Raw genomic sequence first — 15,943 nt, 5'->3', positions numbered from 1 at the left:
TCACTCCTTAAACCCAGATCCTGACATGGCCTCCAAGCGCGCACAAGCCGCAACGCAGCGTCCACATCCGCTTATCGGATCAAGTTGGAAAACCAGCGCTTGAATGCGGTCTTCTGTGGCCGCAGGATCGGAAGATGCAGGATACGAGGCTTCGGCTGATCCGAATAAACCAACTCCGACGCCTCAAAGATGCGCTTGTTGAATTGCGGCGGGAACACGTAAAATCGCAGATCCGAATTCCAAAGCGTTTCGCGGAATGTCGGCTGATCGATCTTCATCCCTGCTGCATCGTACGCCGTCTGCCACTGATCAAAAAACGCCTCCGTCCCGGCATTCTTGCGATACAGAAGGACCCCGCAATTGATCTCGGGAAAGGTCTCTGGCACCTCGGTCTTCCACATCCGCTTGTGGCGCGGCCGATGCCACAGCATCACATGCGCACCACAAAGATCAAACCGCTGCAACAGATCGAACAAAGACGACAAATCCGCCCGGATGATCGTGTCATTGTCCAGATACAGGGTCTCGTCATACGGGCTGAGCTTCAGCGCACCCACCTTGGGTCGTGTCATATCCGCCGGAATGACAAAGGCCTGATCAAACCCTGTTGTGTCGTCACCTGCCGCACACCAGATCGAACAGGACAGCCCCGGATTGTACTTTTTGACAGACGCCGCCGACCGCCGTGCCACGTCCACATGCGCCTTGCCCCAAGCCACATACATTACCCCCCGCGACGGGTGCCTATCCGACATGCTGACGCCTCCTAGCTGCAACACCGGCCTAAACCCGGACCTACGCCAAGTAAATGCACATCGGTTTTTGCTTGACCACAAGCGGACTTGCAGGGATTGCAGACAATCATGACCCAGACGCCGCTGACAAACCTGCAAGACGCCTCAAACGGGTTTCTCTCCGACATTCAGGAACAAGACAGCCTGATCCCCGGCGCGATCCTTGTCACGGCCAGTTATCACAACAGCGCATTTGCACAGCCTTTGTTCGATGCCATGGGCATCCCTTGCCCGGCCAAGCTTAGCCATGCCGTTGACAAACGCCGCGCCGATTATCTTGCCGGGCGCGCAATGGCACACTCCGCCATGTCCCGGCTGGATCACCCGCTGGTGCCGATCACCAACCAACCCAGCCGCGCGCCCCTTTGGCCCGAAGGCCTCAGCGGTTCAATCAGCCATGCCCGGGGTCGCTGCGCCTGTCTGCTCTCACGCGACACAACCCACACCTACGGCGTCGATACCGAGGCGATTGCTCAAGGCCGCAGCCTGACCGCGATCCTATCTGAGACCTTGAACGACCGCGAACGCACCATCATCGCACAAGATACCGGGCCCGCCGCCGCCAACGCCACGCTGGTATTCTCTGCCAAAGAGGCGCTCTTCAAAGCGCTGTTTCCAACTGTCGGTCACCATTTCGGTTTCGACGCAGCCGAACTGATCGCACCGCCTGCGGACAACACCATGACGCTGACACTGACCACCGATCTGACCAAAGACCTTATCAAAGGCCGATGTTTCGACCTCCACTACCGACGAACCGATACCCATGTGCTGACATGGCTGTCCGTGCCCATCGCCTGATCTTCTTCTTTTTCCAAATATGCCAAAACACCCCAAACCACCGGGTCAACCGCCCCGTGGGATTCGAATCATTTGAAATAGAACAAAAGAAGAACATAAAAGGTGGATATGTTCGCAGAGCTGTCGATCACCTCCAACTTTACCTTTCTCACCGGGGCCTCCCACCCCGAGGAATACATGGAGCGTGCCGCAACTCTTGGTTTGTCGGCCATCGCCATAACAGACACCAATTCCGTTGCAGGCATCGTGCGCGCGTGGTCCGAGGCCAAGAACCTCACCCGCCTGCTCCGCGAACGCGCAGAGCTTGAGGCGCGCAATGGTCCTATCGGCCCACCGGTGCCCAGCCATATCGATCATCAGCGCAGCCCTATCCTCACCCATGTCCCCCGCCTCATCCCTGGCGCCAAGATCGTCACGGACACCGGCTTCATTACCACAGCACTCGCCGTCAGCCGCGAAGGCTGGGCGCAACTCTGTCGGCTGATCACCACCGGTCGTCGCCGCGCGCCCAAGGGCGACTGTCACCTCACGCTCGACGATCTGGTACAATGCTCTGACGGTCTCCACTGGCTCCTGCATCCTCCGACACACGCCCCAACGTCCACGGGCGGCGCGGGCGATTGGCACACACAGGCGGAACGGCTGACGCGCCGCTTCCCCAGGCAAACTCATGTCATCCTCAGCCCCCGTTATGACGGGCGGGACGGACCACGTTTCGACCAGATCGCTGATCTTGCACAAGGCCTGAACCTCCCCACAATCGCCTCGGCCACACCGCTCATGCACCATGGCCGCCGCCGCAAGCTGGCCGATGTGGTCACCGCAATTCGTCAGGGCTGTCGCGTTGATGAGCTAGGCACCAAGGCCCTTGCCAATGGCGAACAGCGCCTGCGATCGGAATCCGAAATGCGCCGCCTCCTTGGTCCCCATGCCGGGTCTATCACCCGCGCCGCCCAACTGGCTGACAACTGCACATTCGATCTGGGTCAACTCCGCTATGAATACCCCAGCGAAATCACCGGGTCAGAGACCGCAGCACAGCGCCTCTCGCGCCTCGCCCATGAAGGCATGAAATGGCGCTACCCCCACGGCGCGCCCGACAAGGTGAAAAAGCTGCTGAACCACGAGCTCATCCTGATCGGCAAACTCAAATACGAACCTTATTTCCTCACAGTCCGCGACATCGTCGCCTTCGCCCGTGACCGCGGCATCCTATGCCAAGGGCGCGGTTCGGCGGCCAATTCCGTCGTCTGCTACTGCCTCGGCGTGACCTCGGTCTCGCCTGAAATCGGCACGATGGTGTTCGAAAGGTTCGTCTCCGAGGCGCGGGATGAGCCTCCGGATATTGATGTCGATTTCGAACACGAACGCCGCGAAGAGGTGATCCAGCACATCTACGAACGCTATGGTCGCCACCGTGCGGGCCTTTGTGCAACTGTCATTCACTACCGTGGCAAACGCGCCATCCGCGAAGTCGGCAGCGCGATGGGCCTTTCACAAGACACCATCGGCGCGCTCAGCTCCCAACTCTGGGGTTTTTTCTCGACCAATGGCCTCGAAGAACACCGCATGCGCGAAATCGGGCTTGATCCGACCGACCGCCGCCTACGGCTCACGATGGAACTGATTTTCGAAATCATCGGCTTCCCGCGTCACCTGTCCCAACATGTCGGCGGCTTCATCATCACCGAAGGGCGGCTGGACGAACTGGTCCCGATCGAGAACGCCACGATGGAGGACCGCACCGTCATCTGCTGGGACAAAGACGATATTGATGCCCTTGGCATCCTCAAGGTCGATGTGCTGGCCCTCGGTATGCTCTCCTGCATCCGCAAAGCATTTGACCTGATGACCCTGCATCATAGCCAGACCTACAGCCTTGCCACGCTCCCACCCGAAGACCCCACGGTCTACGACATGCTCTGCAAGGCTGACAGTATTGGCGTGTTTCAGGTCGAATCGCGCGCCCAGATGAACTTTCTGCCGCGCATGAAGCCGCGCACTTTCTACGACCTGGTGATCGAGGTCGCCATCATCCGCCCCGGTCCCATTCAGGGCGACATGGTTCACCCCTATATTCGGCGTCGCAACGGCGAAGAAGAGGTGAGCTTTCCCTCGGATGAGTTGGGCGCGGTCCTCGGCAAGACCCTCGGCGTGCCGCTCTTTCAGGAACAGGCGATGCAGATCGCCATCGTCGGTGCGGGCTTCACCCCCGAACAGGCTGACCGCCTGCGCCGCTCGCTGGCCACCTTCAAGAAACACGGCAACGTTAGCGAATTCCGCACCCTCTTCATGCGCGGGATGCGCAACAAAGGCTATGACGAAGACTTTGCCGAACGCTGCTTTTCCCAGATTGAAGGCTTCGGCTCCTACGGCTTCCCCGAAAGCCACGCTGCCAGCTTTGCCCTGCTGGTCTACGCCTCTGCGTGGATCAAACACCACCACCCCGGCATCTTCGCCTGCGCGCTGCTCAACTCTCAACCGATGGGCTTCTACGCCCCAGCCCAGATCGTCCGCGACGCCCGCGAACATGGCGTGACCGTCCGCCCTGTCTGCATCAATGCCAGCTTCTGGGACAACGTCATGGAGCCCGACGCCAAAGGCGGCCTCGCCCTGCGCCTTGGGTTCCGACAGATCAAAGGCCTAAACGAAGAAGACGCATCCTGGATCGCCGCGGGGCGTGGCAATGGCTATCAAAGCGTCGGTGACCTCTGGCGTCGCGCCGGCCTCGACCCCGCCACCATCGCCCGTCTGGCCGAAGCGGATGTGTTCCGCGACATTGGCCTTTCCCGTCGACAAGCGTTGTGGGAGGCCAAGGCCCTCACCACACGCAAGACCCTGCCACTTTTCGATGGCGATATCGACGGCGAAGCGATCCATGAACCCGCCGCTTTGCTACCGCAGATGACGGAAGGCGAACAGGTGGTCGAAGATTACGTCTCCATGCGCCTAACCTTGCGCCGCCATCCGGTGGCTCTTTTGCGGCACATTTTGACGCCAGATCCATCCCGTACGGTTGAACCTTACGTTTCAGCACCCGAACCGTACAAACCACCGATGCCGCTGCCCTTCACTCGCGCAAATCCAGATTGACCGGAAACGCCATGTTGAACTGCCGCAAGCCGTCGCTGGAAAACTGCACCACACGCGTGTCCCGCACCCGATAGGACCAGCCCATCATCTCGAACCGCTTGAGCAGCGCCCGCCCCAACGATCCCGCCAAATGAGGTCGCCGCGCGCTCCAATCCAGACATGTCCGACACAGTGGCGCGCGGGATTTTACCAACTGGTCAGAATCTACACCAAGTGTTCGGACAAACCCTTGCCCAGCCTCTGTGAGGCGCAGATCGTCTTCTCGCACCTCCATGAAATCCCGCACAATAAGACTCTCGTAAAGCTGTATTCCACGCGTCCCAGCCAAATGATTGTAACACACCCGCGCCTCACGCAGCTGCACATCCTTCGGCCCTGTCCGCGTGCGCAGATGCCCCTGCCCAGCGGCAAACCCCATCAGCACCTCAAGAACCTGCGCCACATCTTCCCCCGCCAAAGCGAAATACTTGTGCCGCCCTTGCCGCGCTTCCTTGACCAGCCCACCCTCGAGCAACCGCCCCAGATGCGACGACGCGGTTGAGGCAGACACCCCTGCCTCAACGGCCAACTCACTGGCCGTCAATGCTTTTCCACTCATCAATGCAGTCAGGATATTCGCCCGCGCCGGATCACCAATCAGCGCCGCAATCCGGGAAATGTCGGGCCCATGTTTCATGACGAACACCATACACGCGTGAACGACACGCACAATTCGATCGACATCGAAGTATCAACGTCGAACCTCGTGCCAAAAACAGGTCATCAACCTGAAAGGACCACCCATGCTGACTTGCATCATCCGCTATCAGATCGACCCGACCAAAAAGGCGCAGTTCAAAACCTATGCCCGCAACTGGGGTCAGGCCATCCCACGCTGCGGCGCAGACCTGATCGGGTATTACGCCCCGCACGAGGGATCAAGCACGCTGGCCTACGGACTCTACAACATTGAAAACCTTGCAGAATACGAAGCCTACCGCGCCCGTCTCTCGGCCGATCCGCTTGGACAGGAAAACTATGCCTTTGCCCAGAAAGAGAAGTTTCTCTTGCGCGAGGATCGCACGTTTCTGAAACTCTGCTCCACGCCGCATGGGAGCCAAAAATGATCGCCATCATCTTCGAAGTCATACCCGCCGAGGGCAAAAAAGACGCCTATCTCGACATCGCCGCAGAAATGCGGCCCATGGTCGAAGAGGTTGAAGGCTTTCTTGGAGTTGAGCGTTTCCAAAGTCTGACAAACCCAGACAAGCTTCTCTCGCTCAGTTTCTTTGAGGACGAGGACGCCGTCCTGCGCTGGCGCAAATTGGCAGCGCACCGCAATGCGCAATCCAAAGGGCGCAGCGGTGTCTTCTCGGATTACCACCTCCGCGTCGCCCATGTGATGCGAGACTATGGCATGTTCGACCGTGACGAGGCCCCTGAAGACAGCATCAAGGCGCACGGCTAGCTGCTTCTTCTTTTTGCAAATATGCAAACGCCGGCCTTATGTATCAAACGCACCAGCCCTGCGGAGGGCTGAGCGGTGATTAAGGCGATCCTTATGGCGTTAGCCATCACCAATTTGAGCGATTTCGACCACGGCATCACGCCATTCGATTTCGGGAAGGCATTCGACTGCGCCATCTGGACTTTCGAGCGGGCCGACGAAATCAACGAGAAAACAGAAGTGGTCAACGTGCCGCTTTCGGCCCTTGCGAAAGAACACGTCTTCATATTCGACACCACAAAGAAGGTAGACGTGCCAACCCCTGGCTATGGCTGCGTCGATGTCGCTCCAAGGTTTATCAGCTTCAAGTCTAAGCATCCCGCCAGCCGGGATGCGCATGGATGCTCTGACCCAAGCTTCTTCGCGGATGTCTATCTTTTCGAGAATTTTTTTGGAAATCAGTATACGGCTATAACGTCGGCAAATGAAGGCTGGCGATTGCCCACTGTTTTTGAGTTGCGCGTTGAGTTGAAGGATCGCTTGGCGTGGCGTGGCCTTAGCGGTAATTTTAGCCTTTTCAGGCTTAATCCCTACAACCCCCAAGTAGGCTCTAACCTGCGCTTCGCCAATGTCCCTAGTCACGCTGACAGCCTTTTGCGCGGCTTCGTTAGCTTTTCTGACCTGCACGAGATTAAGTATCAGAAGAAACGTACCGACCCAGACGGCGATTGTGGAATACAACGCATAATCCCGCATGTCTCGGGTGGCTTGCTCTATAGATTGTGTGGCGGCGTTCATGCCCTCTTGGGCGGCAAGATCCGCTATCTCCCTTTGGCGGGCTTCTTCTTCGCTGCGCTGGCGGGCATCAGCGGCGGCGTCATTCTCGACAATCTCAACAGGGAACGGCGTCGGAATGTTTGGGGCTATTGGGTTTTGCTCCTGACCAGTCTGCCCGCCGGGGCTTTCTGTTTGCTCTTGGGCCTGCCCTGACGTGATTAAGGCTAATCCAAGTGCAACTGCGATGATCCAACGGCCTTTAGACATGCCAACATAAACGCCGCTGAAAACTTCCCTCGGGACAGCTTGTTAGCGACGTTCACCTCTTTCTCACTGATTCCAATATCAGCAAGCCTTTCAACAAGTTGAGCGTAAGTCACCCCCTTACGTTTCAACTCTGCCTTGAGCAGACCTGCGGCCATCTTTTCCCAATCGTTCTGGTCAGGCATATATCCCTCATGATGTAAAAACTAACGTTTACGATATATAACCTATTGCAAACAGTATGTCACTATACTATATTCGATATGTAGATAACGGATACAGTATAAAATGGCACAGCACTTCCTCCTTTCCGCAGCGTCCCGCACCCTCAGCCTTCGTGCGATCTACAAGGCTGGCGAGGAAGCGGCTTACCAGACGTTCTGCGAAATGCGCTGGCCTGAGACCAATGGCGAGGCGGTTTGCCCGCGTTGCAGCCATGATGAAACGTACAAGATCACCACGCGCCGCAAGTTCAAGTGCAAGGCATGTGCGCACCAGTTCAGCGTTACATCCGGCACGATCTTTGCCAGCCGCAAGATGGACTTTGTGGACCTTCTGGCGGCGATCTGCATCATGGTGAATGCGTCCAAGGGCGTATCCATGATCCAACTTTCCCGCGATCTGGACTGCCAATACAAGACAGCTTTTGTGCTGGCACACAAGCTGCGCGAAGCAATGGCGCAAGAGGTCCAGACAGGCGTTGTGCTGGACGGTCACGTAGAGGTCGATGGCGCGTACTTTGGCGGTCACATCCGCCCTGAGAACGCCAAGGTTGACCGCAAAGACCGCCGCTTGAAAGAGAACCGTTCGGACAAACGCCGCGTCGTCGTTGCCCTGCGTGAGCGTCAAGGCCGCGTCCTGCCGTTTGTTGCCCGCACTGAGGGTGAAGGCGTGGCACTGGTGAACGAGAATGTTGACCGCATGGCGACTATCTCAGCAGACGAAGCAAGCCATTGGGACTTGCTGCACTCTGGCTGGAACGTTCAGCGCGTGAACCATAGCGAAATCTACAGCGACCACGGCAAGCACACCAACATGGCGGAAAGCTATTTCTCCCGCCTGCGCCGCATGGTTGTTGGTCAGCACCACCACGTCAGCCCGCAGTACCTTCACCAGTACGCGAACCACGCTGCATGGCTGGAAGACAACCGCCGCACCGACAACGGCACGCTGGCAAACACGTTGGTCAGCAACGCGATGGGTGCACGGGTTAGCCGGACTTGGAAGGGTTACTGGCAGCGGGCTGCATAACACAATGATATTGCGCAAAAATCTTAACTTACTGAATCTATTGACATTTTGGCGATTAGGCTTATATAACTCCTTGAGTTCCAAGGGGCCATAAATGCTAGATACAGCACACAAACCTGACTATCAGCGCGTAAAGAGTGTCGTTCGCGGCCTGCTTGCGGAGTTTGATGTTACGATTCCCCCCGTTAATCCGGTTGAGATTGCGCGGTCGAAAGGCGTTGGCGTAAAATTTGTAGATTTTGCTGGTGACGCAGACCGCATTTCAGGTTTCTATGACTGCGATGAAAATGCCATTTATGTGAATAAACACGAATTTCCTCTTCGGCAAACCTTCACTGTAGCGCACGAACTTGGTCATGCCTTGATGCATAAAGACTGGGCGGCGTCGGAGGATTATAAAATCCTTTTTCGTGATTCAGATTACGATGGCAATGATAGTTACGAGAAAGAAGCTAATGCGTTTGCTGCGCACTTGCTGGTGCCTCGGTTCATGCTGGGCGAATACTGGGAGGGAAACACGGCAGAGTCGCTTTCCCGTCTGTTTGCCGTATCAGTGCCAATGATTAAGAACCGCTTGGCTTTTGAGTATGGTGTCTGAGCGCGCGGCAGCTAAACAAGCGGCCTCTAACCAAGAAGATGATGATCCTGAACTTGATGCAGCCCTCAAGGCAGCAAAGGATCATCAATTGGCGATCAAGAAAGAAGATAACCGACACACTGAAAAAATTAACCAACAAAACATGGGAAAAATTGGATCTTGGGTCGGTGATGGCAAAAGCGTCCCGACGGTCGCAGCGTTATCAACAATTGTTTTGGGCTTTTTGACCGTTATTGGCCTGTATATCGCTATGTTTACAGACCCAGAGAACGGCGAGTTGTACTCAAGCAATGCAGAACGCGCATTCGGTGTCGCAGCAGCCGCCTTAGCGTATTTGTTTGGCAAGAGTAGCAAGTAACCAAACCCGCCCATCACGCTGCACCACCCCTCGCCCCTCTAGCGTTCTGAGGCAACGGCAGACGCAAGCGTGGTTGTGGTCAAGTTCTCTGGCTATCTGCGGCGCAGTCTTCGGGCCTTCTCTCAGCGCTTCAATAACTGCAATCCGAAACTCGCCCCTGCGGTAACGCCAATGCCTTTTCTCAGGGATATGCAGGCTTTCAGGATCAACGCCGCGCAATTTCAGCAGCGCGTCCACATGCTCCAACCCGTCCAGCCCTTCGCGGACGATCTGCGCCCGTAGGTGGTAGAGTGCAACGTTAATGCCTTCATCGCTTCGAGCGCCGGGTATCAATCTTCTAATCATACCCCGCATGATGATTCACACGGGGCAGAAGATCAGCTACATTGTTGGTGCGTTTGATACATAAGGCCGGCAAACGCAGCTTTGCAAACCAAACAACAGTCGAAAGACGCGTCACCTTCTCAAAAGCCCGAGGACAAAGCCAAAGGCTGCGGACGAGATAAAAAGTATGGACGCCCGAAGGCGTCCATACAATTAATTCAAATGGGTTGGATCAGATACCAACGTCAATCATCGCCTTAGCCAGGATCGGGACCGAGTCCTTGTTCAGACCGGCAATATTCAAGCGCGAATCGCCGACAAGGTAAATCGCGTGATCCTCGCGCAGCTTTTCGACTTGCTCCGGTGTCGCTCCAAGCCGCGAGAACATACCCCGGTGCTGGGCGATAAAACCGAAACGGTCAGACCCGGACAAGCGCTGCAATTCGGCCGCCAGCTGCTCGCGCAGGCCCAACATGCCGTTGCGCATCTCTTCTAGCTCCTTGGCCCACTCAGACCGCAATGCGTCATCGTTCAGAACCATCGTCACCAAACGCGCGCCGTGATCAGGTGGAAAGGAAAAATTCTGACGGTTCAGATAAGCCAGTGTACCTTGGTTGAGCTTGTGTGCCGATGGATCAGCCGCGACCGCCATCAGCAAACCGGTGCGTTCACGGTAGATACCAAAGTTCTTGGAGCAGCTTGCCGCGATAATGGTCTCTGGCACAGATGACGCGATCAGGCGCGTTGCTGCCGCATCTTCCTCAAGACCATCACCAAAGCCCTGGTACGCAATATCCACCATCGGGGTCGCGCCTGTCTTGATCAACAGATCAACCAGCGCCTTCCATTCGGTCATGTTCAGATTGGCACCAGTCGGGTTGTGGCAGCATCCGTGCACCAGCACGATGTCACCCGGCCCAGCTTGGCCAAGGTCTTCCATCATGCCGTCGAAATCGACCCCCCGGCTGTCCGCATCGAAATAACGATAGGGCACCATGTTCATGCCCATGTGCTTGAGGATCGACAGGTGGTTCGGCCAGGTCGGATCGCTGACGAATACCTTGGCATCGGGGTTTGCCATACGGACCATATCAAAACCCTGACGCACCGCACCTGTGCCGCCTGGTGTTGCCGCAGCAGCGACGTTCGCGCGCGGCACGGCATCGCCCAGAACCATTGCGACCATCGAGTCGGCAAAAACGGGATCGCCCGCAAGTCCGGTATAGGCTTTGGTTGTTTCCGCCTCCCAAAGCTGCTGTTCGGCCTGTTTGATCGCGCGCATGATTGGGGTGTTGCCGGACGCGTCTTTGTAGACACCAACACCGAGGTCAATTTTCATTTCGCGCGGGTCATCGCGATAAGTCTGCATCAACGCAAGGATCTTATCTGCTGGTTGTTCCTTAAGGGTCTCGAACATCAGTTGTCTCCAGTGGCCACGGGAACGGTGGGGAACATTCCCCATTCGGACCAGGACCCGTCGTAAAGGGAATGGTTGTCTTTGCCCATGCGCGCCATGGCCAACGACAGGATCGCGGCCGTCACGCCAGAGCCACAGGTGGTGATCGCAGGTTTAGCAAGGTCCACACCCGCCGCCTCAAAGATCGTGCGGGTCTCATCAGGTGATTTCATTGTCTGATCGGCGTTCAGAAGGCTGGCGTAGTGGACGTTCTTCGAACCTGGGATGTGCCCGCCGCGCATACCGGGGCGCGGTTCCGGTTCTTCCCCGCGGAACCGACCAGGGGACCGTGCGTCAATGATCTCTTGATCCCGCAACTTCGAGGCTGCGGATACCTGCGTCACATCCTTGACTAAATGCGCCTGACGCCGAACCGTCATGTGCCGGTCGCGCACGATCGGCGGCAGGTCTTCAACCTCGCGGCCTTCCGCGATCCATTTGGGCAACCCGCCATCCAACACCGCGACGTCATTCTGCCCCATCAGCTTGAACATCCACCAAACCCGCGCGGCAGAAAACAGACCCGCGCCGTCATAGACCACAACCTGATGCCCATCGCCCACGCCCATGGCACGCATCCGCGACATGAACTTTTCGATCGGCGGCGCCATATGCGGAAGGTCGGACCTGCTGTCAGAGATTTCGTCAATGTCAAAGAACCGCGCGCCGGGGATATGCCCGGCGGCATATTCGGCTTTGGCGTCGCGCCCAGTATCGGGGAGATAAAACGAGCCGTCGAGAATGCGCAGATCGGGATCGCGCATGTGCGAGGCAAGCCACTCTGTCGAGACCAGCGTTTTCGGGTCGTCCTGTGCCATGTCTGTCGCCACATCTGGAAAAGGTCGGTTCTGCATAGAACCCACAGGTCCGACTCGCAAGCGATTGACCACATCAGGACGACGATGCGTTTACGCATCATCCGATTTCAGTTAACGAAATGCCGCCGCGGATTAACCCGCGTTCTTGAGAAGACGTTGTTTCTGACGCCCCCAATCGCGCTTGGCCTCGGTTTCACGTTTGTCGTGGTTCTTTTTACCCTTGGCGATGCCGATCTTCATTTTCGCCATACCTTTGTGGTTGAAGTACAGCACCAGCGGCACAAGGGTCATGCCCTTGCGTTGAGTTTCATTCCACAGCTTGGCCAATTCCTTGCGCGACACCAACAGCTTGCGACGACGGCGTTCTTCGTGCGGAAACATCGCCCGATTGTAGGGCGCAATGTAGGAGTTCACGAGCCACAGTTCGCCATCTTCAACCGCCGCATAGCATTCGGTGATATTGGCGCTGTTTTCGCGCAGCGACTTTACTTCAGACCCTTGCAGGATGATGCCTACCTCCAGATCATCTTCGATAGCATAGTCAAACCGCGCGCGACGATTGTCGGCAATCACCTTGTAGTTCGGGTTGTCCTTCGGCTTTGCCATCACTGCGGTCTCCTTTGGCCCGCGAGAGCGTTAGATATAAGATGTCGCAGGAATATTAAAACCAGTTTTGATGCGCTCGCGAAAACGTGGGCGATGTTTCCGGTCCGAATAACGGCTGGTGGCATGCGCGGGTGTGCAACGCTGTCGCAGCACAGGTGAAACCGGGAACCGCGCCCTATCTTCTTTCCTGACAGAAACGCTCTCCTACCAAGGATTGGTTATCATCATGGACACACTCATTCTTTCGCGCATTCAGTTCGGCGCGAATATTTCGTTCCACATCCTGTTCCCGACAATCACGATTGCCCTGGGCTGGGTGCTGCTGTTCTTCAAATTGCGCTTTAGCCAAACCGGCGCCCAACGGTGGCTTGAAGCCTATCGCTTTTGGGTCAAGGTCTTTGCCCTGAGCTTTGCGATGGGTGTCGTGTCAGGCATCACGATGTCGTTCCAGTTTGGAACCAACTGGCCGGGATTCATGGAAAGCGTCGGCAACATCGCGGGACCACTATTGGCCTATGAAGTCATGACGGCCTTCTTCCTCGAGGCGGTGTTCCTTGGGATCATGTTGTTCGGCATGTCGCGAGTGCCAAGCTGGTTGCATACGCTTTCGACGTTCCTTGTGGCGTTCGGCACAACCATGTCTGCGTTCTGGATCTTGGTTCTCAACAGCTGGATGCACACGCCAGCCGGGTTCGAGATGCGCGACGGCGTGGCCTTTGCGACGGATTGGTGGGCGATTATCTTTAACCCGTCGATGCCCTACCGGCTTGTTCACATGCTGCTTGCTTCAGGCCTTACCGTCGCGTTCCTGCTGGCTGGCCTCAGCGCATTCCGCTGGTTGATTGGCGATCGGTCGAATGGAGTGCGTGCGACACTGAAAACTGGCATGACGATTGGCGCTGTGCTGATCCCTCTGCAAATCCTTGCCGGCGACTTCCACGGTCTGAACACGCTTGAGCATCAGCCGCAAAAGGTGGCCGCGATGGAGGGCAACTGGGAAACCGGGCCAAATGTACCGCTGGTGCTGTTTGGCATCCCGAACGAGGAAACCCGCTCTACAGATTACGAGATCGCGATTCCCAACGGGGCGTCCTTGATCCTCAAACATTCGGTGGACGGCGTTGTGCCGGGGCTGAACGATTTTGTTCTCGAAGACGGCACAGTAAAGCACCCACCTGTCGCACCTGTCTTCTTCAGCTTCCGTATCATGGTGGCCACAGGCATGGCTATGCTTCTGCTTAGCTGGGCCAGCGTATTCTTCATGGCGCGCAAAAAACGCGGGGTCGAAGGCCTGCCCAAACCACTGCTTTGGGCGATGGTGCCGATGGCGTTCTCGGGCTGGGTGGCGACACTTGCCGGTTGGTACACAACCGAGATCGGCCGTCAGCCTTGGTTGGTACAAGGCGTGCTGACCACCGAAGCTGCCGTCGCGGACGTGCCCGCGCCAATGGTTGCGTCAACGCTGATCGTCTATCTTGTGATCTACGCGGCGCTGCTGTCAGCCTATATCGGCGTGCTGTTTTACCTCGCCCGCAAAGCCGCCAAAGGCGAACCGCTTGGCCCCCGTGTTCCGGTGGCGCCAGAGGCAGCCGTCACAGTCGCTGCGGAGTAAGCCATGTACATGTTCGGAGACCCTGCCACCTGGCTACCGCTCGCTTTTGCAGCACTGCTGGGGGCATCCATCTTGATCTACGTCGTATTGGATGGATTTGACCTTGGCGTTGGCGTTCTGTTCCCATTCGCCGACAAGGAGGAAAAGGATCGAATGATCGCGTCGATCGGACCGTTCTGGGATGCCAACGAAACATGGCTGGTTCTGGCTATCGGCATTTTGCTGGTGGCCTTCCCAACCGCGCACGGAACAATCCTGACCGCGCTTTACCTGCCGGTCGCGGTGATGTTGGTCGGGCTTATACTTCGCGGCGTGTCGTTTGAATTTCGCGTCAAAGCCCCGGCCCATCATAAGACATCCTGGGATTGGGCGTTTTACATTGGTTCGATGATGACGTCGCTTAGCCAAGGCTACATGCTTGGCATGTACATCATGGGGCTTGAGGTCACTGCGTTTACGCTGGCCTTTTCAGCCGTCACGGCAGTTTTTCTGACCGTGGCTTATAGCTTTATCGGGGCGACATGGTTGATCCTAAAGACAGAAGGCGCGTTGCAGCTCAAGGCAGTTGCATGGTCGAAGGGCGGGATCTGGGGCGTCGTGCTTGGAATGGGGGCGGTGTCGCTTGCATCGCCACTGGTCAGCGAACGCATCTTCGATAAATGGTTCTCGATGCCTGAGTTTTTCTTGCTCATGCCACTGCCGCTTATGTCCGGCGCGCTGATCGTGTTACTGTGGCTGGCGCTACGGCGTTTGCCAACAAGCGATGACAGCTTTGCGTGGTTCCCGTTTGCAGCAACGATTGTGTTGTTTGTCCTTGGCTTTTTCGGAATGGCCTATTCGTTCTATCCGTTCATCGTGCCAGACCAGATAACGATCTACGAGGCAGCGAGCGCGCCGGAAAGCCTGTTCATTATCCTGATCGGGACAATCTTCGTGCTACCAATGATCTTGGGATATACGGCGCTGGCCTATACGGTGTTCCGCGGCAAGGCGACGGCTCTGAGTTACGACTGACGTTAGCTTTGCTCATCCAGGCGCTGCCGCCCACGTGGCGTCAGCGCGAAAACACCATTGCCTTCAATCACCACAGGCACGAGCGTCCGACCATAGCCCGCCCCCGTATCAACGGCCAACCGATTGCTGTAAAGTTCCGGATACTTTACAGGACTATGCCCGTGAACGACCAACACGCCATGGTCGGTGTAATCTTGAAGAAACTCCTGCCTGATCCAGACCAAATCGTTTTCGACCTGATCCGTCAGCGGGACACCCGGACGGATACCCGCGTGGGCAAAGAACAAATCGTTGATATGATGACTTAGCTTAAGCGACCTTAGAAAATCCTTGTGTGCGACTGGAACAACACTCCGAAGTTCTGCCGCAAGGTCCGCTTGGCGAATGCGTTCAGGAACACGGACGCCATAGGATTTGACCGTGTCTCGCCCACCAAGCGCCTCGTGAAACCAGTGGTACCCCACCAGAAGATGCGGATCGAACAGAGGTTCCGGCTCTGCCAGAAAGCGCTCGAAGAACCGATCATGGTTGCCCTTGAGACAGGTCCAATCGCGCCCTTCCGCAAGACCAGCCAAAAGCCTATCGATGACGCCGCGACTGTCGGGACCACGATCCACGTAGTCTCCGACAAAGACCACCTTGGCTTCCTGCCCTCCGTCTGCGTCGATCAGGGCCAGCGCATTATCCAGTTGGCCCAACTGCCCGTGGATGTCGCCTATGGTGTAAATCGGTTGCATGGCCTGGCCTTTCG

Annotated in this window: 18 protein-coding genes; 9 read left to right on the top strand and 9 right to left on the bottom strand. The window is 56.9% G+C overall.

Going from position 1 to position 15,943, the window contains the following annotated elements; genetic code table 11:
- Window positions 1–71 precede the first annotated feature (71 nt).
- Entirely contained in the window at window positions 72–755 is a 684-nt protein-coding gene (locus ACTG4M_RS01850; RefSeq protein WP_439121927.1) for a hypothetical protein, read from the bottom strand.
- Window positions 756–863: 108 nt separating this feature from the next.
- Here ACTG4M_RS01850 and ACTG4M_RS01845 point away from each other — a divergent pair, with 108 nt between their 5' ends.
- Window positions 864–1,595 carry a 4'-phosphopantetheinyl transferase family protein gene (locus tag ACTG4M_RS01845; RefSeq protein ID WP_439121926.1) on the top strand — a complete coding sequence of 244 codons (732 nt, stop codon included), beginning with the start codon at window positions 864–866 and terminating at the stop codon, window positions 1,593–1,595.
- 108 nt (window positions 1,596–1,703) lie between these two features.
- On the top strand, window positions 1,704–4,688 hold the full coding sequence (locus ACTG4M_RS01840) for an error-prone DNA polymerase (protein WP_439122005.1): 2,985 nt from the start codon (window positions 1,704–1,706) through the stop codon (window positions 4,686–4,688).
- On the opposite strand, the gene ACTG4M_RS01835 is transcribed toward ACTG4M_RS01840, so the two are convergent.
- Entirely contained in the window at window positions 4,666–5,364 is a 699-nt protein-coding gene (locus tag ACTG4M_RS01835; RefSeq protein ID WP_439121925.1) for an ArsR/SmtB family transcription factor, read from the bottom strand. The two genes, ACTG4M_RS01840 and ACTG4M_RS01835, sit on opposite strands and share 23 nt — an antisense overlap.
- A gap of 106 nt (window positions 5,365–5,470) precedes the next feature.
- Here ACTG4M_RS01835 and ACTG4M_RS01830 point away from each other — a divergent pair, with 106 nt between their 5' ends.
- Together ACTG4M_RS01830 and ACTG4M_RS01825 are read left to right on the top strand one after the other, a co-directional pair.
- On the top strand, window positions 5,471–5,794 hold the full coding sequence (locus tag ACTG4M_RS01830) for an NIPSNAP family protein (protein WP_439121924.1): 324 nt from the start codon (window positions 5,471–5,473) through the stop codon (window positions 5,792–5,794).
- Window positions 5,791–6,135 carry an antibiotic biosynthesis monooxygenase family protein gene (locus tag ACTG4M_RS01825; RefSeq protein ID WP_439121923.1) on the top strand — a complete coding sequence of 115 codons (345 nt, stop codon included), beginning with the start codon at window positions 5,791–5,793 and terminating at the stop codon, window positions 6,133–6,135. Before ACTG4M_RS01830 ends, ACTG4M_RS01825 begins: the two co-directional genes overlap by 4 nt.
- Window positions 6,136–6,234: 99 nt before the next feature.
- Here the strand turns inward: ACTG4M_RS01825 and ACTG4M_RS01820 are convergent, their stop codons facing one another.
- The gene (locus ACTG4M_RS01820; protein ID WP_439121922.1) at window positions 6,235–7,158 is read right to left on the bottom strand and encodes a hypothetical protein; all 924 of its coding nucleotides are present in this window, start codon (window positions 7,156–7,158) and stop codon (window positions 6,235–6,237) included.
- A complete protein-coding gene (locus tag ACTG4M_RS01815; RefSeq protein WP_439121921.1) occupies window positions 7,116–7,340 on the bottom strand; it encodes a DUF6471 domain-containing protein in 225 nt (74 codons plus the stop codon). The genes ACTG4M_RS01820 and ACTG4M_RS01815 overlap by 43 nt, the downstream gene beginning before the upstream one ends.
- Before the next feature lie 103 nt (window positions 7,341–7,443).
- Between ACTG4M_RS01815 and ACTG4M_RS01810 the strand changes: the two genes are divergently transcribed.
- The 3 genes from ACTG4M_RS01810 to ACTG4M_RS01800 all read left to right on the top strand — a co-directional run bounded on the left by ACTG4M_RS01810 (window position 7,444) and on the right by ACTG4M_RS01800 (window position 9,362).
- Window positions 7,444–8,406 (top strand): IS1595 family transposase, encoded by a 963-nt coding sequence (locus tag ACTG4M_RS01810; protein WP_439121920.1) that lies wholly within the window; start codon window positions 7,444–7,446, stop codon window positions 8,404–8,406.
- A 94-nt stretch (window positions 8,407–8,500) separates the two neighbouring features.
- Complete coding sequence (locus tag ACTG4M_RS01805; protein ID WP_439121919.1) at window positions 8,501–9,004, top strand: ImmA/IrrE family metallo-endopeptidase; 504 nt, start codon at window positions 8,501–8,503, stop codon at window positions 9,002–9,004.
- Entirely contained in the window at window positions 8,994–9,362 is a 369-nt protein-coding gene (locus ACTG4M_RS01800) for a hypothetical protein (RefSeq protein WP_439121918.1), read from the top strand. The genes ACTG4M_RS01805 and ACTG4M_RS01800 overlap by 11 nt, the downstream gene beginning before the upstream one ends.
- On the opposite strand, the gene ACTG4M_RS01795 is transcribed toward ACTG4M_RS01800, so the two are convergent.
- From ACTG4M_RS01795 to smpB, 4 genes are all read right to left on the bottom strand, one after another.
- Window positions 9,330–9,707, bottom strand: coding sequence for a helix-turn-helix domain-containing protein (locus tag ACTG4M_RS01795; RefSeq protein ID WP_439122004.1), 378 nt, complete (start codon window positions 9,705–9,707; stop codon window positions 9,330–9,332). The genes ACTG4M_RS01800 and ACTG4M_RS01795 overlap by 33 nt on opposite strands.
- 211 nt (window positions 9,708–9,918) lie before the next feature.
- Entirely contained in the window at window positions 9,919–11,103 is a 1,185-nt protein-coding gene (locus ACTG4M_RS01790) for an aromatic amino acid transaminase (RefSeq protein ID WP_439121917.1), read from the bottom strand.
- Window positions 11,103–11,960, bottom strand: coding sequence for a 3-mercaptopyruvate sulfurtransferase (sseA, locus tag ACTG4M_RS01785; RefSeq protein WP_439122003.1), 858 nt, complete (start codon window positions 11,958–11,960; stop codon window positions 11,103–11,105). The genes ACTG4M_RS01790 and sseA overlap by 1 nt, the downstream gene beginning before the upstream one ends.
- Before the next feature lie 132 nt (window positions 11,961–12,092).
- The gene (gene smpB, locus ACTG4M_RS01780) at window positions 12,093–12,566 is read right to left on the bottom strand and encodes an SsrA-binding protein SmpB (RefSeq protein WP_439121916.1); all 474 of its coding nucleotides are present in this window, start codon (window positions 12,564–12,566) and stop codon (window positions 12,093–12,095) included.
- 226 nt (window positions 12,567–12,792) lie between these two features.
- Between smpB and ACTG4M_RS01775 the strand changes: the two genes are divergently transcribed.
- Entirely contained in the window at window positions 12,793–14,178 is a 1,386-nt protein-coding gene (locus ACTG4M_RS01775) for a cytochrome ubiquinol oxidase subunit I (protein WP_439121915.1), read from the top strand.
- 3 nt (window positions 14,179–14,181) lie between these two features.
- Complete coding sequence (locus ACTG4M_RS01770) at window positions 14,182–15,192, top strand: cytochrome d ubiquinol oxidase subunit II (protein WP_439121914.1); 1,011 nt, start codon at window positions 14,182–14,184, stop codon at window positions 15,190–15,192.
- 2 nt (window positions 15,193–15,194) lie between these two features.
- Here ACTG4M_RS01770 and ACTG4M_RS01765 read toward each other — a convergent pair whose 3' ends face one another.
- Window positions 15,195–15,929, bottom strand: coding sequence for a metallophosphoesterase family protein (locus ACTG4M_RS01765; protein WP_439121913.1), 735 nt, complete (start codon window positions 15,927–15,929; stop codon window positions 15,195–15,197).
- Between the last annotated feature and the right edge of the window lie 14 nt (window positions 15,930–15,943).

The sequence above is a fragment of the Marivita sp. genome, from assembly GCF_965656765.1.
Classification (GTDB): domain Bacteria; phylum Pseudomonadota; class Alphaproteobacteria; order Rhodobacterales; family Rhodobacteraceae; genus Marivita.
This window is presented reverse-complemented; position numbering and strand designations above follow the sequence as displayed.

Excerpts from the sequence above, each read along its gene's own strand:
- ACTG4M_RS01850 (WP_439121927.1), bottom strand. The coding sequence starts at position 755 with ATGTCGGATAGGCACCCGTCGCGGGGGGTAATGTATGTGGCTTGGGGC.
- ACTG4M_RS01845 (WP_439121926.1), top strand. The coding sequence starts at position 864 with ATGACCCAGACGCCGCTGACAAACCTGCAAGACGCCTCAAACGGGTTT.
- ACTG4M_RS01840 (WP_439122005.1), top strand. The coding sequence starts at position 1,704 with ATGTTCGCAGAGCTGTCGATCACCTCCAACTTTACCTTTCTCACCGGG.
- ACTG4M_RS01835 (WP_439121925.1), bottom strand. The coding sequence starts at position 5,364 with ATGAAACATGGGCCCGACATTTCCCGGATTGCGGCGCTGATTGGTGAT.
- ACTG4M_RS01830 (WP_439121924.1), top strand. The coding sequence starts at position 5,471 with ATGCTGACTTGCATCATCCGCTATCAGATCGACCCGACCAAAAAGGCG.
- ACTG4M_RS01825 (WP_439121923.1), top strand. The coding sequence starts at position 5,791 with ATGATCGCCATCATCTTCGAAGTCATACCCGCCGAGGGCAAAAAAGAC.
- ACTG4M_RS01820 (WP_439121922.1), bottom strand. The coding sequence starts at position 7,158 with ATGTCTAAAGGCCGTTGGATCATCGCAGTTGCACTTGGATTAGCCTTA.
- ACTG4M_RS01815 (WP_439121921.1), bottom strand. The coding sequence starts at position 7,340 with ATGCCTGACCAGAACGATTGGGAAAAGATGGCCGCAGGTCTGCTCAAG.
- ACTG4M_RS01810 (WP_439121920.1), top strand. The coding sequence starts at position 7,444 with ATGGCACAGCACTTCCTCCTTTCCGCAGCGTCCCGCACCCTCAGCCTT.
- ACTG4M_RS01805 (WP_439121919.1), top strand. The coding sequence starts at position 8,501 with ATGCTAGATACAGCACACAAACCTGACTATCAGCGCGTAAAGAGTGTC.
- ACTG4M_RS01800 (WP_439121918.1), top strand. The coding sequence starts at position 8,994 with ATGGTGTCTGAGCGCGCGGCAGCTAAACAAGCGGCCTCTAACCAAGAA.
- ACTG4M_RS01795 (WP_439122004.1), bottom strand. The coding sequence starts at position 9,707 with ATGATTAGAAGATTGATACCCGGCGCTCGAAGCGATGAAGGCATTAAC.
- ACTG4M_RS01790 (WP_439121917.1), bottom strand. The coding sequence starts at position 11,103 with ATGTTCGAGACCCTTAAGGAACAACCAGCAGATAAGATCCTTGCGTTG.
- sseA (WP_439122003.1), bottom strand. The coding sequence starts at position 11,960 with ATGGCACAGGACGACCCGAAAACGCTGGTCTCGACAGAGTGGCTTGCC.
- smpB (WP_439121916.1), bottom strand. The coding sequence starts at position 12,566 with ATGGCAAAGCCGAAGGACAACCCGAACTACAAGGTGATTGCCGACAAT.
- ACTG4M_RS01775 (WP_439121915.1), top strand. The coding sequence starts at position 12,793 with ATGGACACACTCATTCTTTCGCGCATTCAGTTCGGCGCGAATATTTCG.
- ACTG4M_RS01770 (WP_439121914.1), top strand. The coding sequence starts at position 14,182 with ATGTACATGTTCGGAGACCCTGCCACCTGGCTACCGCTCGCTTTTGCA.
- ACTG4M_RS01765 (WP_439121913.1), bottom strand. The coding sequence starts at position 15,929 with ATGCAACCGATTTACACCATAGGCGACATCCACGGGCAGTTGGGCCAA.